The sequence below is a fragment of the Acinetobacter sp. Z1 genome (assembly GCF_024296945.1).
Taxonomy (GTDB): domain Bacteria; phylum Pseudomonadota; class Gammaproteobacteria; order Pseudomonadales; family Moraxellaceae; genus Acinetobacter; species Acinetobacter beijerinckii.
In genome coordinates, this window is sequence record NZ_CP101115.1 from 3,409,985 (window position 1) to 3,432,865 (window position 22,881).

The window sequence follows — 22,881 nt, forward strand, 5'->3', positions numbered from 1 at the left end:
AATACACAAACCCGCTTACAAAATTTTTAAATTTAAAAATCAAATATATGATTAGTGTATTGACCAAGTAAATCAGATGTAATGCATACTATAAAATAAGCCTATTTGACATGGATTATCTTGAACTTGGTGCTTTAGTTCAATTAAAAATGATTAATAATTCTTATACGTAGTGTTTTAAAAAATTTATTAAATTCTAAAGTAAAAAAACCGACTTTTCCAAGTCGGCTTTTCTTGATTTTTAAAAATCTTTAATGCCTCGAGCACAGCTCTTGGCGCAATTCAGGCAAGAAGTTCGCTTCTTGAAATTCCTGAATTACTCCCATTCAATCGTTGCTGGTGGCTTAGATGACACGTCGTACACAACACGTGAAACATCTTTGATTTCGTTCATGATACGGGTTGAGATTTTATCTACTAACTCGTATGGCAAGTGAGCAAAACGCGCTGTCATGAAGTCAACGGTTTCAACCGCACGAAGTGCAATCACCCATGCATAACGACGACCATCACCAACTACACCCACTGATTTTACAGGTTGGAATACAGCAAATGCTTGAGCTGTTTTGTCATACCAACCGCTTGCACGAAGCTCTTGCATAAAGATGTCATCCGCAAGACGAAGAATATCGGCATATTCTTTTTTCACTTCACCCAAAATACGCACGCCCAAACCCGGACCTGGGAATGGATGACGGTAAATCATGCTATGCGGTAAACCTAAAGTTGTACCCAATTTACGTACTTCATCTTTGAACAAATCACGTAATGGCTCTACCAATTCAAACTCTAAATCATCAGGTAAACCACCCACATTGTGGTGTGATTTGATTACGTGCGCTTTACCTTGTTTGCTTGCAGCAGATTCGATCACGTCTGGGTAAATCGTACCTTGTGCAAGGAAGTTAACACCATCTAATTTACGTGCTTCTTCTGCAAATACTTCAATAAACTCACGACCAATAATTTTACGTTTTTTCTCAGGATCAACTTCACCTGCCAACGCAGTTAAGAAACGTTGTTCTGCATCTGCACGAATCACACGGATACCCATGTTATCTGCAAACATTTGCATCACTTGATCACCTTCGTTTAAACGAAGTAAACCATTATCTACAAATACACATGTCAGTTGGTCACCGATCGCTTTATGTAAAAGCGCAGCAACAACAGATGAATCAACACCACCTGATAAGCCTAAAAGAACTTTTTGATCACCGATTTGTTGACGCAATTGTTCTACACGTAAATCAATAATGTGTTCAGGTGTCCAAAGACCACGACAACCACAAATTTGATGTACAAAGTTAGAAAGAAGTTCTGCACCTTTCGCCGTATGCGTTACTTCAGGATGGAACTGAACACCATAGAAACGGCGGGTTTCATCACTTACCGCAGCAAACGGACAGCTTGGTGTACTTGCAGTTACTTTGAAACCTTCAGGAATCGCGCTGACTTTATCGCCATGACTCATCCAAACATGCAGTTGGTTTTCACGGTCTTGTAAGTTACCAATTAATTTATCACGAACTAAAATATCAACTTCTGCATAGCCAAACTCATGTACTGTACCCGGCTCAACCTTACCGCCAAGTTGCTCAGACATGGTTTGTAAACCATAACAGATACCTAAAACAGGTACACCTAATTCAAATACGATCTGAGGTGCACGTGGACTCCCCTCTTCATGTACGCTCTCAGGGCCACCTGATAAAATAATCCCGTTAGGATTAAACGCTCGAATATCTTCTTCAGACATATCGAATGCATACATTTCAGAGTAGACACCTGCTTCACGCACACGACGTGCAATGAGCTGGCTATATTGAGAGCCGAAATCCAAAATAAGGATGCGATCTTCAGTAATTTGAGTATTGGTCGTCATGGCTAATCAGAATGGCAAGAGAATTAAGCGCCACATTCTAACATTTTTCACGCTTTGACGCATCGCAATTCATCATCTATCTTATTTTTTAGATGTGCTTGTAAATTGACACTGATATTTAAACTAAAATTTCATAAAGTCATTGCCAATAGAGAGAGTTAAATCAACAATTCTTGCCGATTCTGCTCAACACAAAGCAAAAATTGGTGCTAAGATGATAAAGCGAAATTTTGCTTTACCATGGAAAGGTATTCAATCAGCATCATCGCTTGCGTTTTATGCGATCGCGATATCCTTAAAAAAAGGGTAACTAAAAATTTATTAAAGCCTAAAGATATTGGCAAATTGCCGATATCCTAAAAAATTTTCACTATCATCTATGGCTTGCCGTATTACGAGCAACAATTAGGACTTGAAGGACCAATAAAATAATGTTTCAAGAAATGATTGCGGATTTTCAACAGAATTTCTGGTTATATATTTCAATCCCGTTTATTAGTGGTTTTATTGGTTATATTACCAAAGTGATTGCCATTCAAATGATGTTTGCCCCACTTGAATTTAAAGGCTTACGATTATTTGGATTACCACTCGGTTGGCAAGGGATTGTTCCACGTAAAGCGGAAAAAATGGCAACGACAGCTGTTGAGCTGATGACCTCAAAGCTGATCAAACCTGAAGAAATTTTTGCACGACTCGACCCCAAACGTATTGCCAAAGAAATTGAAAAACCTCTCATGGCTGCTGCCGAAGATATTACCCGTGAAGTTGCGCAACAATATCAACCGGGTTTATGGGAAGGAATGCCTGAATTTGCCCGTCAAAAATTAATTAAACGAGTTCAGACTAAAGCGCCTGAAATTGTTGAACATATTATGAGTGAAGTACAAAAAGATGTGACCAAGTACTTCGATATTAAGCATATGGTGGTCAACAATTTACTTAAAGATAAACGTCTTCTGAACGAAATCTTTAAAAAAGTGGGCAAACAAGAGTTTAAATTTTTCAGTAATGTGGGTTTCGTCTTTGGTTTTGCAATCGGCGTTGTACAAATGCTATGTTGGATCGTGACCCAAGGCAAATACCCATGGATGCTGCCAATGTTTGGTGGATTTGTGGGCTTCTTCAGTGACTGGATGGCTTTACAAATGATGTTCAGACCCTTGTACCCAAAAAAGATTATGGGTTATACGTGGCAAGGTCTTTTCATTAAACGTCAAAATGAAGTTGCCGCAGATTACGCTGCATTAATCTCAAAACAATTACTCACCTCTCGCAATATGATGGAAGAGCTTTTTTCTGGCACGCATTCAGATAAAGTCATTGAATTGGTCAGCCGTCAAGTTAAACAAGAAATTGATTTACAAGCTGGTATTGTTCGTCCATTGGTGGTCTATGCCATTGGTGGTGAAAAATATCAAAACCTAAAAGCAGAAGTAGCTGAACGTATTTTAAAACAACTGCCAGATACTATGCGTTATGTCGAATCTTATGCAGAAGATGCGATGAATGTACGCAACACCTTAGTAGAGCGTATGCAAAAGCTGAGCCCTGAAGAATTTGAAGGAATGCTTCGCCCTGCATTTAAAGAAGATGAATGGTCATTGATTATTGTCGGTGCAGTGCTAGGTTTCCTCGTAGGGGAAATGCAAATTCACTTCATGCTTTAACTATATAGGCCATAAAAAAGGAAGCTTCAGCTTCCTTTTTTATTTGCTTAATGGACAATTTTTTCAATGCTAATTACTTCAATATCTGTTGGTTTATAGCGATGCGTGTCAACCTCACCCACTAAACGAACATGGTCGCCGACCTTTAAAGCAGCTTTACGCCAAATATCATCATCAATCTCAACGCCAATCACACTACTTTTATCTTTAAACTCGTAGTGATCACTTTTTAAATGCTTTGTAATTTGACCAGTGAGTGTCACGCCTGTTTCATCTGCCAATTTCGTAGCCTGAGCAACACTCACAATATTTTTCGCTGCTTCTTGTACAATAACATGGTCGTCTTTACCAGCCCATGTGAATGTCGATAAACCCGCTAATATGGCAAAACCACAGCTTAAAATCGTTTTCTTCATTGTCATCTCCTAAATTATGCATTTATGAAGATCTAAACAGAAATTCAAAGCGATGTCGGCTTCTATTTGTAATCAAACGATTTCTTTCTATACTATCTTAAATAGCATCACCCCGTTGGTTACGGGGTGTACATGGTATGCGTGTTATTTTTCGATTGCGTGATCAAGGCTGAGACGACCCGCGCCATGTAACATCAAATAAAATAATCCACCCGACATTGCTAAATTTTTCATAAAGTTAATTTGTTGAGATTGATCATCTGCGCCATGAAAAATAAACGCCGTGATAATACTAAAAACGCCCAAGCCAAATGCTGCAAAGCGTGCTTGGAAACCAAATAACAATGCCAAACCACCACCAAATTCAACTAAAATAGTCAGCGGTAAAAGTGCAGCAGGGACACCCATTGACTCCATATAGCCTGCCGTTGCTCCATAAGCCGTCAGCTTACCCCAGCCTGCAATAATGAAAATATAAGCCATTAGGATACGAGCGATCAGTGTCACCGTATTCTCTACACCTGACTGAGTGACGATATTTTTTACAACAACATTTGGATTTAACATGATTGTTTTACTCTGTTTGTTTTTAACATAAGAACAGTGTATGTATCTTTTATATTGCAATAAACATCAAATTAGTGAATGCATTGTTCTATATTTGCAACAAAAACCATGAATTTCTGTTTATTTTTTTACTTATCACGCTTCGATCGCTGTTACTAATTAATTTGCTTTTTATACTGACATTCTATAACCGCACTGCTAGGATTTAGCTCAAATTTATACTGTTAAAAGTTTCATGGAACTGATTGATTTTATTCTGCACGTTGACGAACATCTTTTAGAATTTATCAAAAACTATGGTGTATGGATATATGCCATTTTGTTTTTAATTATCTTTGTTGAAACAGGTCTGGTCGTCATGCCATTTTTGCCAGGCGACAGTTTGCTTTTCGCTGCGGGTGCTTTGGCTGCTTCAACTGGAGCGATGGACCCATGGTTATTGGGTATACTGCTATTTATTGCGGCGGTATTGGGCGATACCTTAAATTATCATATTGGTCGTTATATCGGCCCACGTGTTTTTGAAACCAATTCTCGCTTCATCAATAAAAAACATCTACTTCAAACACAGCAATTTTTTGAGCGCCATGGTGGTAAAACCATTATTTTTGCTCGCTTTGTTCCTTTTGCACGAACCTTTGCACCTTTTGTTGCGGGTGCTGGCAGCATGAATTATAAGTATTTTTTAACCTATAATGTCGTCGGTGCGTTCTGTTGGATTGCATCATTTATTACATTAGGTTATTTGTTTGGAAACATGCCCATTGTGAAAGATAATTTCACCCACTTAATTTTCGGTATTATTATCATCAGTATTCTACCGGGAATTATTGGCTTTATTCGCCAGAAAATCAAAAGCAATAAAGCTTAAAAAGCTTTAAGTAGTTGTTTTAAAAGAATCGAAAAATCATTGGTAGCATACAAATCATCAGCAACATTGCCGATCCTTTATATAAATGATCGGCATTAATTCCTATCAGATTTCCTGCTAGCAACGCACGTCCAAAGATCATCCAAAATATTGAAACTGGAATAAGCACAACGGTAAAGACAGCAAATACAAGTATTGAATTTTCGGCAGAATTCCATGTTTCTACGGGAAAAATACCCGCAGCCAACAGTAGCGTTTTTGGATTTTTTAAGGTCGAGATAAACAGCTTAGCCCGACTAATTTGCTGATGGTGTTGATAATGTTTCTGTAAGTGCGAGCTTTTCCATAAGTGAAAGGCTAACCACAATACATATGCCACACTACACACATGCAAAATAATATTTAAAGCTGGCCAAATCGGGTCAAATAAATGAATGAACAGTGCCCATAAACCTATGCCATAGGCATAACCCAACCATTCAACAGGAATGAATGAGATTGTTTTTAAAACACCTTGTTGATGTGTTGAACTGGCTAATAAAGCATTTGTAGGCCCTGGAATAAGTAACACTGCGATCATCGCCAAAACAAAAAACCAACTCTCAATCATAGATATACCCATTAACCTTACATGGTCGCCACCTTAAACGAATTTAGTGTAGACAAACAAGTTTTATAATTAAGGCTAAACTTTAAAAGATGAAGAAATTAAGGAGAGAAAATTATAATATTATGTTTTTTATAATATTTTATTGAAACATTTTGCTAAAATTTAATTGCCTGCCACCACAGCATTGTGATGACAAGCAGTCTGAAAGTTATGATTTAGGACGTTGCTTGACGATAATTGGACAGCCCTTGAATTGAGCAGCTTGTACAATTGCATCTTGCTGACCGAGTACATTGGCAAGTTCAGTGTTTTTGGTATTCATCGATTGTCCCATATTCACTGAAATCGAAGGACCAAAGCCCCATCCACCTCTACCCCATCCACCACCGAGTCCTAGACCAACACCTACACCTGTGCGTTTCGGTGTTTGAACCCCATTTTCGATATAAAGCTGGATACGATTATATTCAGCTTGTAATTGTTGGCAGTTCAATGCTTGGTATTGTGTTGGAGAAACATAGCTTGGTTTAACCGTAGATGCACATGCACCTAATAACATCGACGCTGCCAACACAGGCATCCAATATAATCGTTTCATAAGATTCTCTTATTTATTTGATTCAATCTCGCCAAACAAGGTGACATAAGCTTGCGTCAATTTATGTTCAGATGCTAAATGAATCAAAGGTAAATTCTTTTGATGTGATTCTTTCATTAAGACAGAAGGTGGCAACATGCTTTCTAGCACTGGTAAGCCTTCATCTTTTAATTGCTGAACCACTTCACGTGGCAATTTTGCTTGAGATTGGAACTGGTTCACAACGATTCCCTCAATCTCTAAGCGATCATTATGATCATCTTGCGTTTCGAGTACGTTTTCAATCAAAGTTTGTAACGCACGTTTAGAAAACACATCACAATCAAAAGGGATCAACACGCGATCAGAAGAAATTAAAGCAGACAAAGTAAAGAAGTTAAATGCAGGTGGCGTATCAATGAAAATACGATCATAACGCGCACTCAGCGACTGAATTGAATCGCGCAATTTATAAATTTTATGCTTGGTTTCTAAAGCATGTTCAAGCGCACCTAGGCTTGGACTCGCAGGAATAACATCTAAGTTATCAAATGCAGTACGGTGAACGTAACTATCTAAACCTTTACTACGTGGTGCTTTCAGAATTGATCCAATTGCATTTCCAATCAATCCTTTTTGCTGAGTTGCAGCTAAAGTGTCTTCGAAGAAATTTTCAATATTAGGCTCTAACGCTGCTTTATCAGCAGAATATGTCGCATCTTCACCTAAAAGGTACTGGCTTGAATTTGCTTGTGGATCGAGATCAATCACCAACGTTCTTAAACCTTGTTTAGCGCTAATCGCCGCCAAATTGACTGTAATGCTCGACTTCCCCACACCACCTTTTTGGTTAAATACCACACGCGTTAACATGATTTCCCTCTACAATATTTTTTGTAAACTGCACGCAGTTTAACCTAGAGCCAAAACAATTACTAAAACAATGTCAAACAATTAAGCAAAAACAGGTTTAATCATCACCAAGCCAAGAATACCAATTAATGCGACCGATCCGATCAATAAACCAGCGCGACGTTGCACCAAAAGAATAGTGTCGTCATTTTTATAGGTTTTGATCAATGATGACCACAGTACAAAAAACAGAATGACTTTGGCATAAAACCAAGGTTTTACATCAAAATTATTCATAAATAAGAGCGTTGCACCTGTAACGATAATCAATGTTAAAGAGAGATGCTGCATTCCAACTAAGCTTTTGCGTGCATTTGCATTAGGTTGCTGATTTTTAACATCAATAAATAAAGTCGCAGCGCGTGCAACAAAGACTAGTATCAACAAACTTACTGCTGACATATGAATGATTTTAGTAATTAAGTGAGCGTCCATAATCAACCTTTAGTTTTTTGGTGCATGTGCACAATCTGGGCTTGCTGGTGCTTGTCCTTGCCACTCAGTCGGAATATAGGCATGAATTGCTAGCGCATGGATTTTGCCTGGACTCATCAGCTCAGCCGCAACCGCATAAATTTTTTGATGGCGTTGTACTAAACGTAAGCCTTGAAATGCTTCGCTCACTACAATAACTTTAAAATGAGATTCTTTACCCGGAAAATAACCACCGTGTCCTGCTGACTCGTTGATCACTTCAAGGTGAGTTGGAGTGAGGCTATTTATACGTTCAATCAATTGTTGTTCTAAAGTCATCAGTCACTCGGTAGGTCAGATTGCGATAGCTTACTAGTATACATGAGCACCGTTTCAGTAAAATGCTTATACAAAATTTCACTTTTTTAGATTTTTTCTGCTAGAAGTGCTTTTATTTTATGCAATTAATCATTTTCTTTGCATAAAATTATTGACCCTATTTTTGCTTAATGTATTATACACGGCATGCGGGAATAGCTCAGTTGGTAGAGCATAACCTTGCCAAGGTTGGGGTCGGGAGTTCGAGTCTCCTTTCCCGCTCAAATTTTTTAGTGTAAGTTTTCGTAAAAACTGCTCAATAAGCGGGAATAGCTCAGTTGGTAGAGCATAACCTTGCCAAGGTTGGGGTCGGGAGTTCGAGTCTCCTTTCCCGCTCCAGATTCAAAAAAAGCCCTCATCGAAAGATTAGGGCTTTTTTCTTATCTATACATTTAGCAGCTAAGGCTGTTCGGTAATCTTCGTTTTTAAATCTAGTTCATTTGATTGCTGATAAGTTTGCGCAATTCGGTCACGCGGCATAAAGGTTGTCGCAATAATTGCAACCACTGCCATCGAACCGATATAAATCATAATCAAATATGGATTGCCACTACCGACGCTCAATAACTTGGTTGCAATCAAAGGTGCAACACCACCACCCAATACACCTGCTAACTGCACTGAAATTGAGATGCCACTATATCGAATTTCAGCAGGGAACTGCCGTGCGAACAATTGTGCTTGTGGTGCATACATAATTGGGAACACCACACCAATGGCCAAAACAATCGCAGTCCACACCAGTACAGGGTCTTTGGTGTTTAACATACTAAAGAATGGATAGCTAAATACTGCCAGCACACACAAGCCAAACATAAACATATTGCGTTGACCTACCTTATCGGACAGATGTCCACACAATGGGGTCATAAATAGAATGACTGCTGCACCACAAATGGTGGCAAATAAAATCTCTTGTCGAGGGATTCCAAGTTGAGTCGTGGTATAAGCCAAAGTAAATGTTGATGCAATATAAAACCACGCATTTTCAGCAGCACGTGCCACAATAATCGTAATCAACTGTTTTGGATGTTGTTTGAACACCTGTAACGCAGGAACTTTAATATTCTCAGCTTGCTCTTTGACTTTCTCAAAGTCAGGTGACTCAGGTACTTTGACGCGGATATACCAGCCTACAGCCAGTAATACGATACTTGCGATGAATGGAATGCGCCAGCCCCAACTAAACAGTGCTTGTTCAGGCAGTAAGGATACTAAACCGAGCGCAATTGAAGCCAGCATTAAACCACCACCTGTACTGGCTTGAGGTAAACTGCCCCAAAATCCTTTTTTGCCCTCAGGTGCATGTTCAACTGCCATCAGCACAGCACCGCCCCACTCTCCACCCATAGCCATACCTTGGATAAAACGCAAGATGACCAAGCAAATCGCAGCCCAATAGCCAATTGATTCATAGGTAGGCAACAGTCCAATCAATACAGTTGGAATACCCATCAGCATCAAAGTCAGTAACAACATGGACTTACGACCAATCTTGTCACCAAAATGTCCAAACACTAAACCACCTAAGGGTCGTCCTATAAAGCCTACTGCATAGGTACCAAATGCTGCGAGTACGCCTGTCAGTGGGTCAAGATTTGGGAAAAATAATTTATTGAAAATCAGTGCCGCCGCTGCACCATAGATAAAAAAGTCATACCACTCGATGGTGGTACCCACCATACTGGAGATACCTGCCAAACGATGTGATGACTTTTTAGGATGTGAACCGTTTCCATGTAATGTTTGCATCTTCATTTTCCTTTCTTGGAAATTTTTATTCTGAATTTTTATGCTGATGATCATGCTTGATCAAAAGTCTACGTCCTGTTTGTATTTCTCCTTTGTGATAACAATCGGATGAGCCGTACTTTTAGCTCAGCTTTTCTAATATTTGCTCTAGTTCTGGATTGGCTTGTTTCCATTGCGGTTGTTTATCTTTATCGACAATCAGTGCACGCACGCCTTCAATAAAGTCACCATGCTCAAACCAAATATCCTGCAAATCACGCTCAAGTTGCATGCATTGTTGCAAAGAAAGTCCGCGTCCAAGATGTTGTAGTTTCAAGCTGGTTTGTTTTGCCACAAAAGAGCGTTGTTGCAGTAGATGCAGTAATTTGCTTGCCCATGCGTGTAACTGCTCATCTTGTTCATTTGCAAGACTTTGCTCAATCTCATCCAAATGTTGAAAACCGAAATGTTTACGAATCGCTTCAGCATGCTGTTTTAGTTCACTTTCTGCTGGGCGGGTGATAAAGCAACTGACAATGTGTTCAATGTTTTGTTGGTTTAAATCAGTTTCTGCAATCAATGCATCTTGCAAGGCTTGCAGTTTTTCGCTCGGTACATGATAGTCAATCAAGTCCAAATAAAGGGCATCACTACTACTGATTTGCTCACCTGTAATCGCCATATACATGCCAATGTCATCCAAGCGCGATAAGAAATGAGTAGCGCCGACATCTGGGAAAAAACCAATCGCTGTTTCAGGCATGGCAAAGCGTGATTTTTCACTACTCACAATGATGTGGCAGGCTTGCGCTAAGCCAAAACCACCACCAAGCACATAACCATCGAGCAGAACGATGACAGGTTTATGGTACTCCCGTATGCTGGTGAGCATCTTATATTCGGCACTAAAATACCCCTGATGATCTGTCGTGCCCAGTTTATAACTGTCATACAGATAGCGAATATCGCCTCCTGCACAAAAGGCTTTCGGGCTGTTCGATTTGATTAAAATCGCTTGGATAGCAGCATCATCTCGCCAAAGCTCAAGTTGGGCTCGAATCCCCTCAATCATCTCTAGTGATAATGCATTCAGATGTGTCACTCGATCTAAGGTGATCATGCCTAGACCACCTTGTTGCTCAATCATTAAGTGATTTTCTTTGTTCATTTTATTGATCTCTTATTGATTTTTAAAATTTGCCTGCCGCTTTTCTACAAACGCCTGCATGCCTTCTTTTTGGTCCGCAGTGGCAAAAATAGAATGGAACATGCGTCGTTCAAATCGTAATCCTTCGGTCAAATTGACTTCAAAAGCACGATTAATAGTTTCTTTCAGCATCATGTTTGCGGTCAGCGAACGTGTCGCAATTTGTTCCGCAACTTGTAGGGTTTGTTCGAGTAGGTCTTCTTTGTTGAATACACGTGCAACCAAACCACTTAACTCAGCTTCTACTGCACCCATTTGTCGAGCGGTGAAGCACATTTCCATGGCTTTGGCTTTACCAATGGCATGAGTTAAACGTTGTGTTCCTCCAATTCCCGGAATTACGCCCAAAGTCACTTCTGGTAGGCCGAACTTGGCATTCTCAGCGCAGTAGATAAAGTCACACATCAGTGCCAATTCACAACCACCACCCAAAGCATAACCACTCACCGCAGCAATCAAAGGTTTACGGCGTTGGGCAATACGATCAGCAAGATGGAAAAAATCATCAAAATAAATATCAGGAAAATTCAGCTGTGCCATTTCCTTAATATCCGCGCCTGCTGCAAAAGCTTTTTCTGAACCTGCTAATACGATACAACCAATCTCACGATCCTTTTCCAGTTGGTCGAGGGCTTGATTCACTTCACTGATCAATTCACTGTTTAGCGCATTTAAAGCTTTAGGACGATTGAGGGTAATTAACCCTACACCATTACGCTTTTCCAATAAAATAGTTTGCCACTGCATCATTCAATCCTTGTTTGAGTTTTATAGACTACGTGCGATCACTAAACGTTGAATATCGCTAGTACCTTCATAAATCTGACAAATTCGTGCATCACGATAAATTCGCTCGATTGGAAAATCTTTCAGATAGCCATAACCACCAAAGACCTGTAAGGCACTTGAACAAACACGCTCTGACATTTCAGAAGCAAATAATTTGGCCATCGATGCTTCATTCAAACAAGGCTGACCCGCTTCTTTGAGACGTGCAGCATAATGAACCAGTTGTCGTGCAGCTTCGATCTCTGTTGCCATACTAGCAAGACGGAAGGCGATTGCTTGATGCTCGAAAATTGGTTTACCAAATGTCAGACGTTCTTTGGCATAGTGCGTGGCTTCTTCTAAAGCTGCACGCGCCAAACCCACTGCTTGTGCTGCAATCCCGATACGACCACCTTCCAAATTGGCAAGTGCAATTTTCAGACCCTCACCTTCTTTACCCAACATCAAACTTTTATGCACACGTACATCGGTCAAAGCAATCTGACAGGTATCCGAAGCATGTAAACCTAACTTTTCTTCGACACGAATGACCTCGTACCCCGGTGTATCACGTGGCACGAGAAAAGCACTCATACCCTTTTTACCTGCGCTTGGGTCAGTCACGGCGAAGACGATAATCACCCCTGCATTATGACCGGAAGTAATAAACTGCTTTGCACCATTCAGAATATAATCATCACCATCTTTAACTGCGCGGGTTTTGATGGCTGCGGCATCTGAACCTGTGTGCGGTTCGGTTAATGCAAATGCGCCGATCATTTCACCTTGTGCTAAGGGCTTTAAAAAGCGTTCTTTTTGCTCGTCATTACCAAATTTTAAAATAGGTACACAGCCCACCGAGTTATGCACGCTCATAATGGTCGAGGTCGCACCATCTGCTGCTGCAACTTCTTCAAGTGCTAGTACATAGGCCAAATTGCCCGTATCTGACCCACCCCATTGCTCTGGGACTAGCATTCCCATAAAACCAAGTTGCCCCATCTGCGCCAAGGCAGCTTTGGGAAAAGTACCATTTCGGTCCCAATCACTGGCATTCGGTTTAATTTGTTCTTGGGCGAAGCTTTTCGCCATATCACGAATTAACAATTGTTCTTCGGTAAATTGCATTGTTGTTTCCCTTACCCTGCTTTTGCTTGTTGCTTATCAATTTCCTGATTGCGCAATAAAAAACGTTGGATTTTACCACTCGGCGTCTTCGGCAACTCGGTGACAAACTCCACTAGACGTGGATATGCATGTGCAGAAAGACGTTTTTTCACAAATTGGCTTAATTCTTCTGCCAAAGCAACTGTAGACTGTACACCTGCCGCTAAAATCACAAAGGCTTTAACCAGTTCGGTACGATCTGGATCAGGCACACCAATCACCGCGGCTTCAATTACCGCATCATGTTCAAGCAAAGCACTTTCAACATCAAATGGACCGATGCGATAACCAGATGTGGTGATCACATCATCGCTACGTCCCACAAAACTCATACTGCCATCACTATGTAACTCAGCGGTATCGCCTGTTAAGTAATAATTGCCAACAAAAGGTGATTTACGGCTTTCTTTATAACCACCAAACCACATCATTGGCGACTGGCTGATATCCACCGCTAAAATTCCGGCAGTGTCTGGCGGAAGCTCTTCGCCTTGTTCATTGACCACAGCAACCCGATAACCCGGACTTGGAAAACCTGCCGCACCTGCACGTATTTCATGGCTTAAACCGTGATGGTTACAGACCACCATACCCACTTCAGTTTGTCCGTAATGATCGTAAATCGGCGCATCTAAAACTTGTTTGAACCAGCGAATCACTTCTGGATTCAGTGGCTCACCTGCACTACTGACCACACGGAACTGACCTTTTAACGGCGCCATTTGTGCTGGATCAGCAGCCATCATCATACGATAAGCCGTTGGTGCACCTGCCAAGTTGGTGATTTGATAATCCTTGACGATTTGACACAAACTATCTGTACTGAATCCACCTTCATAGAACAACGTCGCATGTCCCAAGAATAACGGCCCAGTAATCGCATAGTACAAACCATAGGCCCAACCCGGATCAGCAATATTCCAAAAGACATCATCTTCAGTTAAGCCAATCGCATCTTGCATATAGCGACCAAATGCAATCAAGGCTTTTAGTGGAACTTCGAGCGGTTTTGCAGGTCCAGTAGTACCTGAGGTAAACATCAATAAGAACGGATCATGCAAATTACGCATGACTAATTCGCATTGATCAGACTGCTGATTCAGCTCCTGCCAAAAATTAAAATCGCTGGATTTGAGCGCTGAACCCTCTGTATCAGCAACAGTCACGATGGCAGGACATTGTTCAACTTCATCGAGCTTGCTGCGATTGCCCACATCTGTGACGACTAACTTGCTTTGTGCAAGTTGAATGCGATGCTCAATCGCTTTCGGTCCAAAAGCCGTAAACAGCGGTTGATATACGGCTCCAATTCGCCAAGCAGCAAAGATCGTCACGATCAGTTCAGGCGTTCTCGGTAATAAGCCCGAAATACGGTCACCTGCTTGCACACCTTGTGATTTTAGAAAATTAGCAAATTGACTGGACCACTGTTTTAGTTGAGCAAAGCTATATTGCTCCTTGCGTCCATCTTTGCCTTGCCAATACAAGGCGATTTTTTCACCGTCTACATGTCGGTCACAACACTCAAAGCACGCATTGAGTGCATCCACCGAACCTGACAACATGTGTTGAGCCGTATTTTCAAAATCAAATGCTTGTGCCACATCTTTATAATTCAACATCTCTATTCCCTCAGTCTGGATTTGTAGTTATTCACGACAGAGTTTCATGATTCAAAGCCATCCTATGGCTTCGTGCTTATAGCTTGGTACTTAGACTTCTTCTGGAAGGTACTGCTGGATAATGCTGGAGAAATCCAAATGCGCATTTCCACGCATACACATCTGCTGATACATCTGCTGCACCATACCACCTAACAAAATAGGCTGTTTGACCTGACCTGCCGCTTCAACTGCCAGACCTAAATCTTTGAGCATCAGTTGTGTCGCAAAACCATCTTGGTAGCCACGAGAAGCAGGTGCATTTTCATTGATATGTGGCCACGGGTTACAGATCTCTGAACTCCAACAACGCCCACTTGAGGTGTTCACCACACCTGCCAATGCTTGCGGATCAATCCCCAGTTTCGCACCCAATGCCATGCCCTCTGCCACAGCAGCCATCGAGATTCCAAGAATTAAGTTATTGCAAATCTTGGCAATTTGCCCCGCACCGACCTCGCCACAATGGATGACATTTTTACCCATGTGGCTGAGCACAGGTTTGACTTCCTCAAAGGTCTGATCATTGGCACCCACCATAAAAGTGAGAGTGCCTGCTTGCGCGCCAATAGTGCCACCTGACACAGGCGCATCACAGATGTGAACATTTTTAGTTTGCGCAAGCGCAGCGATGTCTTTGATGGTCTGTGGGTCAATGGTACTGCTATCAATACACAATGCCCCTGCCTTCAAGACTTCCAGCACGCCCTCCTCACCGAGGTAAACCTCTTTGACATGCTTGGCTGCTGGTAACATGGTGATCACCACATCTGCTTGTTGGGCTGCTGCTTGTGGACTGTCGCAGACCACACCACCTGCTTCAGCAAAGTGTTGATTCGCTACGTCGCTGAGGTCATAACCATAGACTGTGAGTCCCGCTTTGAGCAGGTTATGGGCCATTCTGCCGCCCATATTTCCAAGACCGATAAAGGCGATATTCATCCCTGATTCCCCCTTAACGTAAACTAATGGTGGTATTTACACCGCCAACTTCATGGCTATCTTCAAACCAACGACTAGTAATGGTTTTGGTTTGTGTATAGAACTGTACCGCTTGCTTACCATAAGGACCTAAATCACCTAGTTTTGAACCACGCGAACCTGTAAAACTAAAGAATGGCACTGGCACAGGAATTGGAATATTGATCCCCACTTGACCAATATCAATTAAGTTTTGGAAGTTACGTGCTGTCGCACCACTTTGAGTAAAGAGTCCAACACCATTACCAAATGGATTGGCATTGATCAGCTCAATCGCTTCTTCCAAGGTATCAACAGAAATAATTGCCAATACAGGGCCAAAGATTTCTTCTTTATAGATGCGCATGTCTGTGGTCACGCCATTAAAAATGGTCGCTCCAACAAAATTACCTGACTCATAACCTTTAACTTGCACATCACGACCATCGAGTAACAGCTCTGCGCCTTGCTCGACACCACTATTGATCAAATCAATCACACGCGCTTTGGCACGTTGAGAAATGACAGGTCCGATATCTGTATTCGGCTCATGTCCTGCATTAACTTTTAATGTTTTGGCTTTTTCAACCAGCTCTTGAACCCATTGCTTACTTTCACCTACCATCACAGCAACTGAAAGTGCCATGCAACGCTGTCCTGCTGCACCAAAAGCCGCACCGACCAAAGCATTAAGGGTTTGTTCTTTGTTGGCATCAGGCATCACCACCACATGGTTTTTCGCCCCCATCATCGATTGCACACGTTTGCCATGTTGCCCTGCGAGGTTATACACATGCGTACCCACCGCAGTTGAACCGACAAAGGAAATCGCTTTAATGTGTGGATGTGTACAGAGACGATCGACTACTTCTTTGCCGCCATGAACCACATTTAACACACCAGCAGGTACACCTGCTTGAATCGCAAGTTCGACCAACATCATCGTGGTTAATGGGTCTTGTTCAGAGGGTTTAAGTACAAAGGTATTGCCACAAACAATCGCCATTGGGAACATCCACAATGGAATCATGGCTGGGAAATTAAAAGGAGTGATCCCCGCACAAACACCCAATGGTTGTTGCAAAGTATAGGTATCTACACCACGTGCTACGCCTTCGATGTACTCGCCCATTTGCAAAGTACCGACAGAACAAGCGTGTTCAACCACTTCTAAACCACGTTGGATATCACCTTCTGCATCTGCTAAGGTTTTGCCTTGCTCAGCAGTCAGTACTTTCGCGATCTCTTTCATGTTGGCACGAATCAAGTCTTGTAGCTTCAGCATAATACGCATACGTGCTTGAATCGGTGTTTGACGCCAAGTGGCAAAAGCATCTTGTGCAGCTTGAATCGCTGCATCCACTTCCTGAGTCGTCGCAAAAGGCACACGACCGATGACTTCCTGTGTCGCAGGATTGACGATATCTTGCCATTGTTGGGTTTCAGACTCGATCAACTGTCCATTAATGAGTAGCTTAGCTGTGTCCAGCTCGATTTTCTGGATTGTATTCATAACCTCTCCATAGGCCTATTTTTATTGTGTTCAGATGTTCGAAAATAGCGATTCGTCGTATTTTCTTTTTTTAACATTTGTTTGAGACTAGCAAAGAATGCTTTGACCACCAACGCAAATTCATGCACGATTGATGTGCAAATATGCACAGGGATGACAATAACAATGAAAGTGGATTGGGATCATCTACAGTTTTTTCTGGTTTTAGCAAGAACCAAAACCTTGACCAATGCAGCACGCATTATTGGCGTGGAACACAGTACCGTAGCTCGACGGATTCAAGCATTGGAGCTGGCTTTAGGCATGACTTTGTTCAAGCGTGAAGCATCAGGTTATGAACTAACGATGGAAGGATTAGCCCTTGTTCCGCAGGTTGAGCAAATGGAGCAGGCTTTTCTTCAGATTGAGAAACCGCATCAACCTTTGCAAGGTCGTGTGCGAATTGGCACACCTGAAGGATTTGGTACCGCATTTCTTGCACGACTATTGGCAGAGTTTTCGATTCACTATCCTCAACTCACGATTGACCTGATTCCTGTGCCAAAGATGATTAAGCTCTCGCATCGTGAAGCGGATATTGTGGTGTCTATTGATCGACCAACGTCTGGACCTTATATCATCACGCGACTGTCAGATTACTCATTAAAGATTTATGGCAGTCAAAACTATCTGTCTCAACATCCACCAATTCGTGGATTAGAGGATTTAACCCAACATCGTTTTGTTAATTATATTGATGATTTGGTCTATAGCCCTGAGCTGTATTGTCTAGAACGCTTACCCTTAAAACTCACCGCAAATTTTCGCAGTAGCAGTATTTTGGCACAGCAAATCGCAGTAAGTGCAGGTGCTGGATTGGCAATTTTGCCGAAATTTTTAGCCCATGATAAACCTGAACTTCAGGATGTTTTAGCTGAACAAGTACGTTTTAATCATACTTTCTGGATGCTTACCTTTGTAGATTTACAGCATGAGCCACGGATAAAACTGGTCTGGGATTATTTACGTAAACAGGCTGATAAATATCAGCATTTATTGGTTGATTAATACTTCTCAGCGTAGATATAAAAAGAGCCGATCTAGTTAGATCAGCTCTTTTTATGGGAGATGCAAATGAATCGATTAAGCTAATTCACGTCCAAGTTTACGCATACGTGGTTTGTATAATACTCGATACGTTACCGCTAAAATCACCACCCACAACGGACTCACATAGAGTGCTTTCAGAGTGTCAGGTTCAAGTGCCAAAATCACCAAAGCGAATAACAAGAATGCGATCACGACATAAGACATGAACACACCACCCGGCATTTTAAATTTTGACTGTTCATGCAACTCTGGGCGTAATTTGCGATAACGGATGTAGCAGACCATAATCAAGCTCCATACACTAATAAACAGAATTACACACAGCGAACTTGCCAAAGTGAATGCTTCCATTGTGTTCGGAACAAAATACTGAAGTACAGCTCCACCCATGATAAATACGCATGAGAAGATCAGACCATTTGCAGGCACCGCACTTTTGGATAAGCGACCAAATGAATTCGGTGCCTGACCATCTTTAGATAAACCGAACAACATACGACTGGTAGAGAAAACACCACTGTTCATCGACGACATCACCGAAGACAACACCACTAAATTCATGATGATCGCTGAGGTTACGATCCCCGCATTCAGGAATAACTCAACGAATGGGCTTTTATCTGCGCGAATTTGATCCCACGGTGTCACAGCCATCACCACTAATAAAGCTAGGACATAGAACAAAATAATACGAATCGGAATCGCATTAATCGCTTTAGGAAGATTCTTATGAGGATCTTTGGTTTCCGCCGCAGTGGTTCCAATCAACTCCACACCGACAAAGGCAAAAACGGCAATTTGGAAACCAGCCAAGAAGCCATCAACACCTTTCGGAAACATACCACCATGCGACCAAATATTATTGAGTGAAGCCACTGTGCCATGAGGTGCGGTAAAATGACTAAAAATCATATAGCCCCCAACCCCAATCAAGCCAATAATCGCCAAGATTTTAATCAGTGCGAACCAGAACTCGACTTCACCAAACAATTTGACGGTAAGTAAATTCAATGCCAAAACGAATAATACGCAGCCTGCACTAATCAGTGCCTGTCCCATTGGAGTAAACATCGTTCCATCGGGCAGCCAAAAACCGAGATAATTAATCACGGCGGCTAAGTCCGCAATACCGACCAAAACCCAACCTAACCAATAGGTCCAACCCAAATAATATCCTGCCCACGGTCCAATCAGATCGTGTGCCATATCAACGAAAGATTTGTATTGTAAATTGGCAAGCAACAATTCACCGAGTGCTCGCATCAAAAAGAAGAACATGCCACCAATAATCATGTAAATAAACAAGATTGATGGGCCAGCAAGGGAGATGGTTTTTCCTGAACCCATGAACAGTCCAGTCCCAATCGCGCCACCAATGGCAATCAATTGCAAATGGCGATTGGAAAGTTTTCGTTGTAAGTCTTGAGGTGCATCATCACCTGAAGACTGATTATCTATCACCGTCATAAAAAAGTTCCTTTTTACTATTTCCTAAAATGAATCGGTCGCTAATTTATGAGCTTAACCAGCTGTCCTTTATAAATGACCCATTCATTTTGACTGCAAGAAAATACGTATTTGCCTTGCTTTTATCTATAACAAATACGTTACTTTTCTTCTTTTTTAATCTCATTTAAACAAAAATAAAGCGATTCGCTTTATTTTTGTGCTGCAATCACTGCAATTTCAATCAACCAATTTGGATTGACCAAATCAGCTTGAATCGTAGCGCGTGATGGCGCTACACAGTCTTTTAACCAATCGACATAGATCGCATTGACTGTCGGAAAATCTGAGAGATCTTTTAAAAACAATTGAACCGACAATAAGCGTGATTTATCGCTATTTGCCGAAGCCAAGAGCTGCTCAATCGTCGCCAGAATATCTCGAGTCTGTCCTTCAATATCGAGGTCTGGATTTTTAGGCACTTGTCCTGAGAGATACACCACCTTATTAAAAACGGTGACGGCACTCATGACTTCGCTCGTGTTTATTTTCTGGATATCTGAATGTGACATGATGAATTCCTTAATCTTGAATAATAAATGGTACGCGTGCAGTTACGCCGCACATAAGCTCATAGCCCACTGTGCCTGAAGCCGCGGCAACATCATCAATGGATAGAATTTGACCTGTTTTGGATGTCCCCCAAAGCACAACTTCACTGCCAATTTCAGCATTCGGAACTGGCGTTAGATAGACTGCCAACATATCCATGCTGACTCGCCCAATGGTTCGGGTACGGATTCCATTGACTAACACTGGCGTGCCTGTAGGAGAAATACGCTGATAACCATCAGCGTAGCCACACGCAACAATGCCAATGGTCATTGCATGCGCAGTAACAAAATTCGAGCCATAACCGACACTTTCATTGGCATTTAACTGTTGGATTGCGATCAGTTCACTACGCAGACTCATGGTCGGTGTAAGTCCCCAATCTTGGATACTATGCTGAGGAAAATCAGGAGAACTTCCGTACAGCATGATGCCGCCACGGACATAATCGGAGTGTAGTTGAGAGGGATATCTGAGGATGGCAGCACTATTACTCACTGATCTTTCGCCAGGTAAATCCTGAATCGCGCTTTCAAATTCTGCGAGTTGATAGTCCACGCCAGCTTGACCGAAACGCTCCCCATCGGCATCAGAGAAATGCGTCATATGGGTGATGTTGGAAACATTATTGAGGCGTTGCAGATGCTGCCAAATTTTACGGTATTGTAGAGGCTTGAAACCTAGACGGTTCATGCCACTGTTCATTTTTAAGAAAATATCAAACTGAGCTGGATAGATATGCTGCTGTATCCATTCAACTTGATGCTCACTATGTACAGTGAAACTCAACTGATATTGAGCACAGTCAAATAAATCCTGTGGCGAAAAAATCCCTTCCAGCAATAGGATTGGACCTGTCCAACCTAATGCACGCAAACGTTTCGCCTCGTCTATATCAAGTAAGGCAAAACCGTCCGCAGTTTTTAAAGCATCGTAAACTCGTTCGATTCCATGTCCATAGGCATTGGCTTTGACCACTGCAAACACCTTGCTGTTTGGAACAGAAGTTCTCACGACCTCAAGATTTTGGCGCAAAGCCTGAGTATGAATGACCGCAGTAATTGGGCGAGGCATAATCAACGTCCTTGTATAATCAAATTATGCCGCGTGTGAATAACGCTGGATTGATAAACCATCCGTACTAATCTCGGTACGATGATTCATCACCAAATCACTAATCAATTTGCCTGAACCACATGCCATGGTCCAACCTAAAGTGCCGTGACCCGTATTTAAGAACAAATTTTTATATTTGGTTGCACCAATAATCGGTGTACTGTCCGGTGTCATTGGACGTAAACCTGTCCAGAATGATGCTTGTTGTAAGTCACCACCTGGGAATAAGTCTTGGGTGACCATTTCCAAAGTTGCACGACGATCATCATTCAAACCTAAGTTAAAGCCACTTAATTCCGCCATACCACCCACACGGATACGTTGGTCGAAACGTGTGATCGCAACTTTATAGGTCTCATCTAAAACAGTTGATTGCGGAGCAAATTTTGGTTCAACAATTGGAATTGTCAATGAATAGCCTTTCACAGGATAAACAGGCAGATTCAATTGCAAAGGCTTTAAGAAATCGCGTGAATAACTACCAAAGGCAAGTACGAAACGATCAGCCGTTAAAATCGCACCGTTGACCATCACACCTTTAATTTCGTCACCTTCAACGATCAGATGCTCCACGTTTTGATCGAATTTAAATTCGACACCTAAGTCTTGCGCCACTTTCGCCAAGGCATTGGTGAATAAATAACAATCACCTGTCTCATCGTTCGGCAAATGTAAACCACCTACTAATTTATCGGTGTGTGCCAATGCTGGTTCTACACTGCCCAGTTCTTGAGCATTGAGTAAATTAAAATCAACACCACACTCTTTCAGTACTTGGATGTCTCGTTGCACTGCCTCGAGTTGTGCTTCATTACGAAACACTTGTAAGGTACCTTTAGAACGATTTTCGTAATGGATGCCTGTTTCACTTCTCAGTTGACGCAAACAATCTCGACTGTATTCAGCCACACGCATCATGCGCTCTTTATTGACTGCATAACTTTGAGGATTACAGTTTTTCAGCATTTGAGCCATCCACTGGAGCTGCCACATACTGCCATCGACATTGATGGCAAGCGGTGCATGATGTTGAAACATCCATTTCACAGCTTTGAATGGGATCCCCGGTGCAGCCCACGGTGTTGAATATCCTGGCGAGATTTGCCCAGCATTACCAAAACTGGTTTCTTTTGCTGGACCAGACTGACGATCAAGTACAGTCACTTGGGCACCTTGTTGCGCAAGATAGTAAGCACTTGCTACACCAATAACACCACTTCCTAAAACGATGACGCGCATAATAGGTCCCTCTCGCCCACTAGTTTATTTAACTAGTATATTTTTGCTTCAATAGTTTTTTTGACTGTTTTT

22 protein-coding genes and 2 tRNA genes are annotated in these 22,881 nt (G+C 41.8%); 5 read left to right on the plus strand and 19 right to left on the minus strand.

The genetic code is table 11. The annotated features are described in order from the left end of the window. Nucleotides 1-316 precede the first annotated feature (316 nt). Nucleotides 317-1,885: a glutamine-hydrolyzing GMP synthase gene (gene guaA / locus NGC85_RS16170; RefSeq protein WP_005055541.1), complete on the minus strand. Its 1,569-nt coding sequence runs from the start codon at nt 1,883-1,885 to the stop codon at nt 317-319. Nucleotides 1,886-2,328: 443 nt separating this feature from the next. On the opposite strand from guaA, the gene NGC85_RS16175 reads away from it, so the two are divergent. After that, a complete protein-coding gene (locus tag NGC85_RS16175) occupies nt 2,329-3,555 on the plus strand; it encodes a DUF445 family protein (protein ID WP_188003215.1) in 1,227 nt (408 codons plus the stop codon). A 47-nt stretch (nt 3,556-3,602) separates the two neighbouring features. Here the strand turns inward: NGC85_RS16175 and NGC85_RS16180 are convergent, their stop codons facing one another. Together NGC85_RS16180 and NGC85_RS16185 are read right to left on the minus strand one after the other, a co-directional pair. Further along, nucleotides 3,603-3,971, minus strand: a complete 369-nt coding sequence (locus NGC85_RS16180; RefSeq protein ID WP_254732337.1) for a NirD/YgiW/YdeI family stress tolerance protein — start codon at nt 3,969-3,971, stop codon at nt 3,603-3,605. Nucleotides 3,972-4,115: 144 nt separating this feature from the next. Then, on the minus strand, nt 4,116-4,538 hold the full coding sequence (locus NGC85_RS16185; RefSeq protein ID WP_005060717.1) for a DoxX family protein: 423 nt from the start codon (nt 4,536-4,538) through the stop codon (nt 4,116-4,118). Between the two features lie 235 nt (nt 4,539-4,773). On the opposite strand from NGC85_RS16185, the gene NGC85_RS16190 reads away from it, so the two are divergent. Beyond that, on the plus strand, nt 4,774-5,409 hold the full coding sequence (locus NGC85_RS16190) for a DedA family protein (RefSeq protein ID WP_005055536.1): 636 nt from the start codon (nt 4,774-4,776) through the stop codon (nt 5,407-5,409). A 19-nt stretch (nt 5,410-5,428) separates the two neighbouring features. Here the strand turns inward: NGC85_RS16190 and NGC85_RS16195 are convergent, their stop codons facing one another. The 5 genes from NGC85_RS16195 to NGC85_RS16215 all read right to left on the minus strand — a co-directional run bounded on the left by NGC85_RS16195 (nt 5,429) and on the right by NGC85_RS16215 (nt 8,261). Then, nucleotides 5,429-6,019 carry a LysE family translocator gene (locus NGC85_RS16195; RefSeq protein ID WP_039909556.1) on the minus strand — a complete coding sequence of 197 codons (591 nt, stop codon included), beginning with the start codon at nt 6,017-6,019 and terminating at the stop codon, nt 5,429-5,431. Nucleotides 6,020-6,227: 208 nt separating this feature from the next. Beyond that, entirely contained in the window at nt 6,228-6,617 is a 390-nt protein-coding gene (locus NGC85_RS16200; RefSeq protein WP_169108735.1) for a hypothetical protein, read from the minus strand. Between the two features lie 9 nt (nt 6,618-6,626). Next, nucleotides 6,627-7,469: a ParA family protein gene (locus NGC85_RS16205; protein ID WP_254732339.1), complete on the minus strand. Its 843-nt coding sequence runs from the start codon at nt 7,467-7,469 to the stop codon at nt 6,627-6,629. 81 nt (nt 7,470-7,550) lie between these two features. Then, entirely contained in the window at nt 7,551-7,943 is a 393-nt protein-coding gene (locus NGC85_RS16210) for a SirB2 family protein (RefSeq protein ID WP_169108737.1), read from the minus strand. A gap of 9 nt (nt 7,944-7,952) precedes the next feature. Then, the gene (locus tag NGC85_RS16215; protein WP_254732341.1) at nt 7,953-8,261 is read right to left on the minus strand and encodes a BolA family transcriptional regulator; all 309 of its coding nucleotides are present in this window, start codon (nt 8,259-8,261) and stop codon (nt 7,953-7,955) included. A gap of 188 nt (nt 8,262-8,449) precedes the next feature. Between NGC85_RS16215 and NGC85_RS16220 the strand changes: the two genes are divergently transcribed. Then, nucleotides 8,450-8,522, plus strand: a tRNA-Gly gene (locus NGC85_RS16220). A 41-nt stretch (nt 8,523-8,563) separates the two neighbouring features. Then, nucleotides 8,564-8,639 (plus strand) — tRNA-Gly (locus NGC85_RS16225). 60 nt (nt 8,640-8,699) lie between these two features. Here the strand turns inward: NGC85_RS16225 and NGC85_RS16230 are convergent. From NGC85_RS16230 to NGC85_RS16260, 7 genes are all read right to left on the minus strand, one after another. Next, nucleotides 8,700-10,052 carry an MFS transporter gene (locus NGC85_RS16230; RefSeq protein ID WP_254732343.1) on the minus strand — a complete coding sequence of 451 codons (1,353 nt, stop codon included), beginning with the start codon at nt 10,050-10,052 and terminating at the stop codon, nt 8,700-8,702. A 121-nt stretch (nt 10,053-10,173) separates the two neighbouring features. Continuing rightward, entirely contained in the window at nt 10,174-11,199 is a 1,026-nt protein-coding gene (locus NGC85_RS16235; protein WP_254732345.1) for an enoyl-CoA hydratase/isomerase family protein, read from the minus strand. 12 nt (nt 11,200-11,211) lie between these two features. Continuing rightward, on the minus strand, nt 11,212-11,985 hold the full coding sequence (locus tag NGC85_RS16240; protein WP_254732347.1) for an enoyl-CoA hydratase: 774 nt from the start codon (nt 11,983-11,985) through the stop codon (nt 11,212-11,214). A 21-nt stretch (nt 11,986-12,006) separates the two neighbouring features. After that, nucleotides 12,007-13,134: an acyl-CoA dehydrogenase family protein gene (locus tag NGC85_RS16245; protein WP_254732349.1), complete on the minus strand. Its 1,128-nt coding sequence runs from the start codon at nt 13,132-13,134 to the stop codon at nt 12,007-12,009. A gap of 11 nt (nt 13,135-13,145) precedes the next feature. After that, nucleotides 13,146-14,795: an AMP-binding protein gene (locus NGC85_RS16250; RefSeq protein ID WP_254732351.1), complete on the minus strand. Its 1,650-nt coding sequence runs from the start codon at nt 14,793-14,795 to the stop codon at nt 13,146-13,148. 90 nt (nt 14,796-14,885) lie between these two features. Then, nucleotides 14,886-15,776 carry a 3-hydroxyisobutyrate dehydrogenase gene (gene mmsB / locus NGC85_RS16255; protein WP_254732353.1) on the minus strand — a complete coding sequence of 297 codons (891 nt, stop codon included), beginning with the start codon at nt 15,774-15,776 and terminating at the stop codon, nt 14,886-14,888. A gap of 13 nt (nt 15,777-15,789) precedes the next feature. Next, nucleotides 15,790-17,307, minus strand: a complete 1,518-nt coding sequence (locus tag NGC85_RS16260) for a CoA-acylating methylmalonate-semialdehyde dehydrogenase (protein WP_254732355.1) — start codon at nt 17,305-17,307, stop codon at nt 15,790-15,792. A gap of 165 nt (nt 17,308-17,472) precedes the next feature. Between NGC85_RS16260 and NGC85_RS16265 the strand changes: the two genes are divergently transcribed. Beyond that, complete coding sequence (locus NGC85_RS16265; RefSeq protein ID WP_168154725.1) at nt 17,473-18,354, plus strand: LysR family transcriptional regulator; 882 nt, start codon at nt 17,473-17,475, stop codon at nt 18,352-18,354. A 75-nt stretch (nt 18,355-18,429) separates the two neighbouring features. Here the strand turns inward: NGC85_RS16265 and NGC85_RS16270 are convergent, their stop codons facing one another. The 4 genes from NGC85_RS16270 to NGC85_RS16285 form a co-directional block, all read right to left on the minus strand. Continuing rightward, nucleotides 18,430-19,863 carry an amino acid permease gene (locus tag NGC85_RS16270; protein ID WP_254732357.1) on the minus strand — a complete coding sequence of 478 codons (1,434 nt, stop codon included), beginning with the start codon at nt 19,861-19,863 and terminating at the stop codon, nt 18,430-18,432. 191 nt (nt 19,864-20,054) lie between these two features. Then, nucleotides 20,055-20,414 (minus strand): RidA family protein, encoded by a 360-nt coding sequence (locus NGC85_RS16275; protein ID WP_254732359.1) that lies wholly within the window; start codon nt 20,412-20,414, stop codon nt 20,055-20,057. Nucleotides 20,415-20,424: 10 nt separating this feature from the next. Next, nucleotides 20,425-21,528, minus strand: coding sequence for an alanine racemase (alr, locus tag NGC85_RS16280; RefSeq protein ID WP_254732361.1), 1,104 nt, complete (start codon nt 21,526-21,528; stop codon nt 20,425-20,427). Nucleotides 21,529-21,552: 24 nt separating this feature from the next. Next, nucleotides 21,553-22,809, minus strand: a complete 1,257-nt coding sequence (locus tag NGC85_RS16285) for a D-amino acid dehydrogenase (RefSeq protein WP_254732363.1) — start codon at nt 22,807-22,809, stop codon at nt 21,553-21,555. Nucleotides 22,810-22,881: the final 72 nt, after the last annotated feature.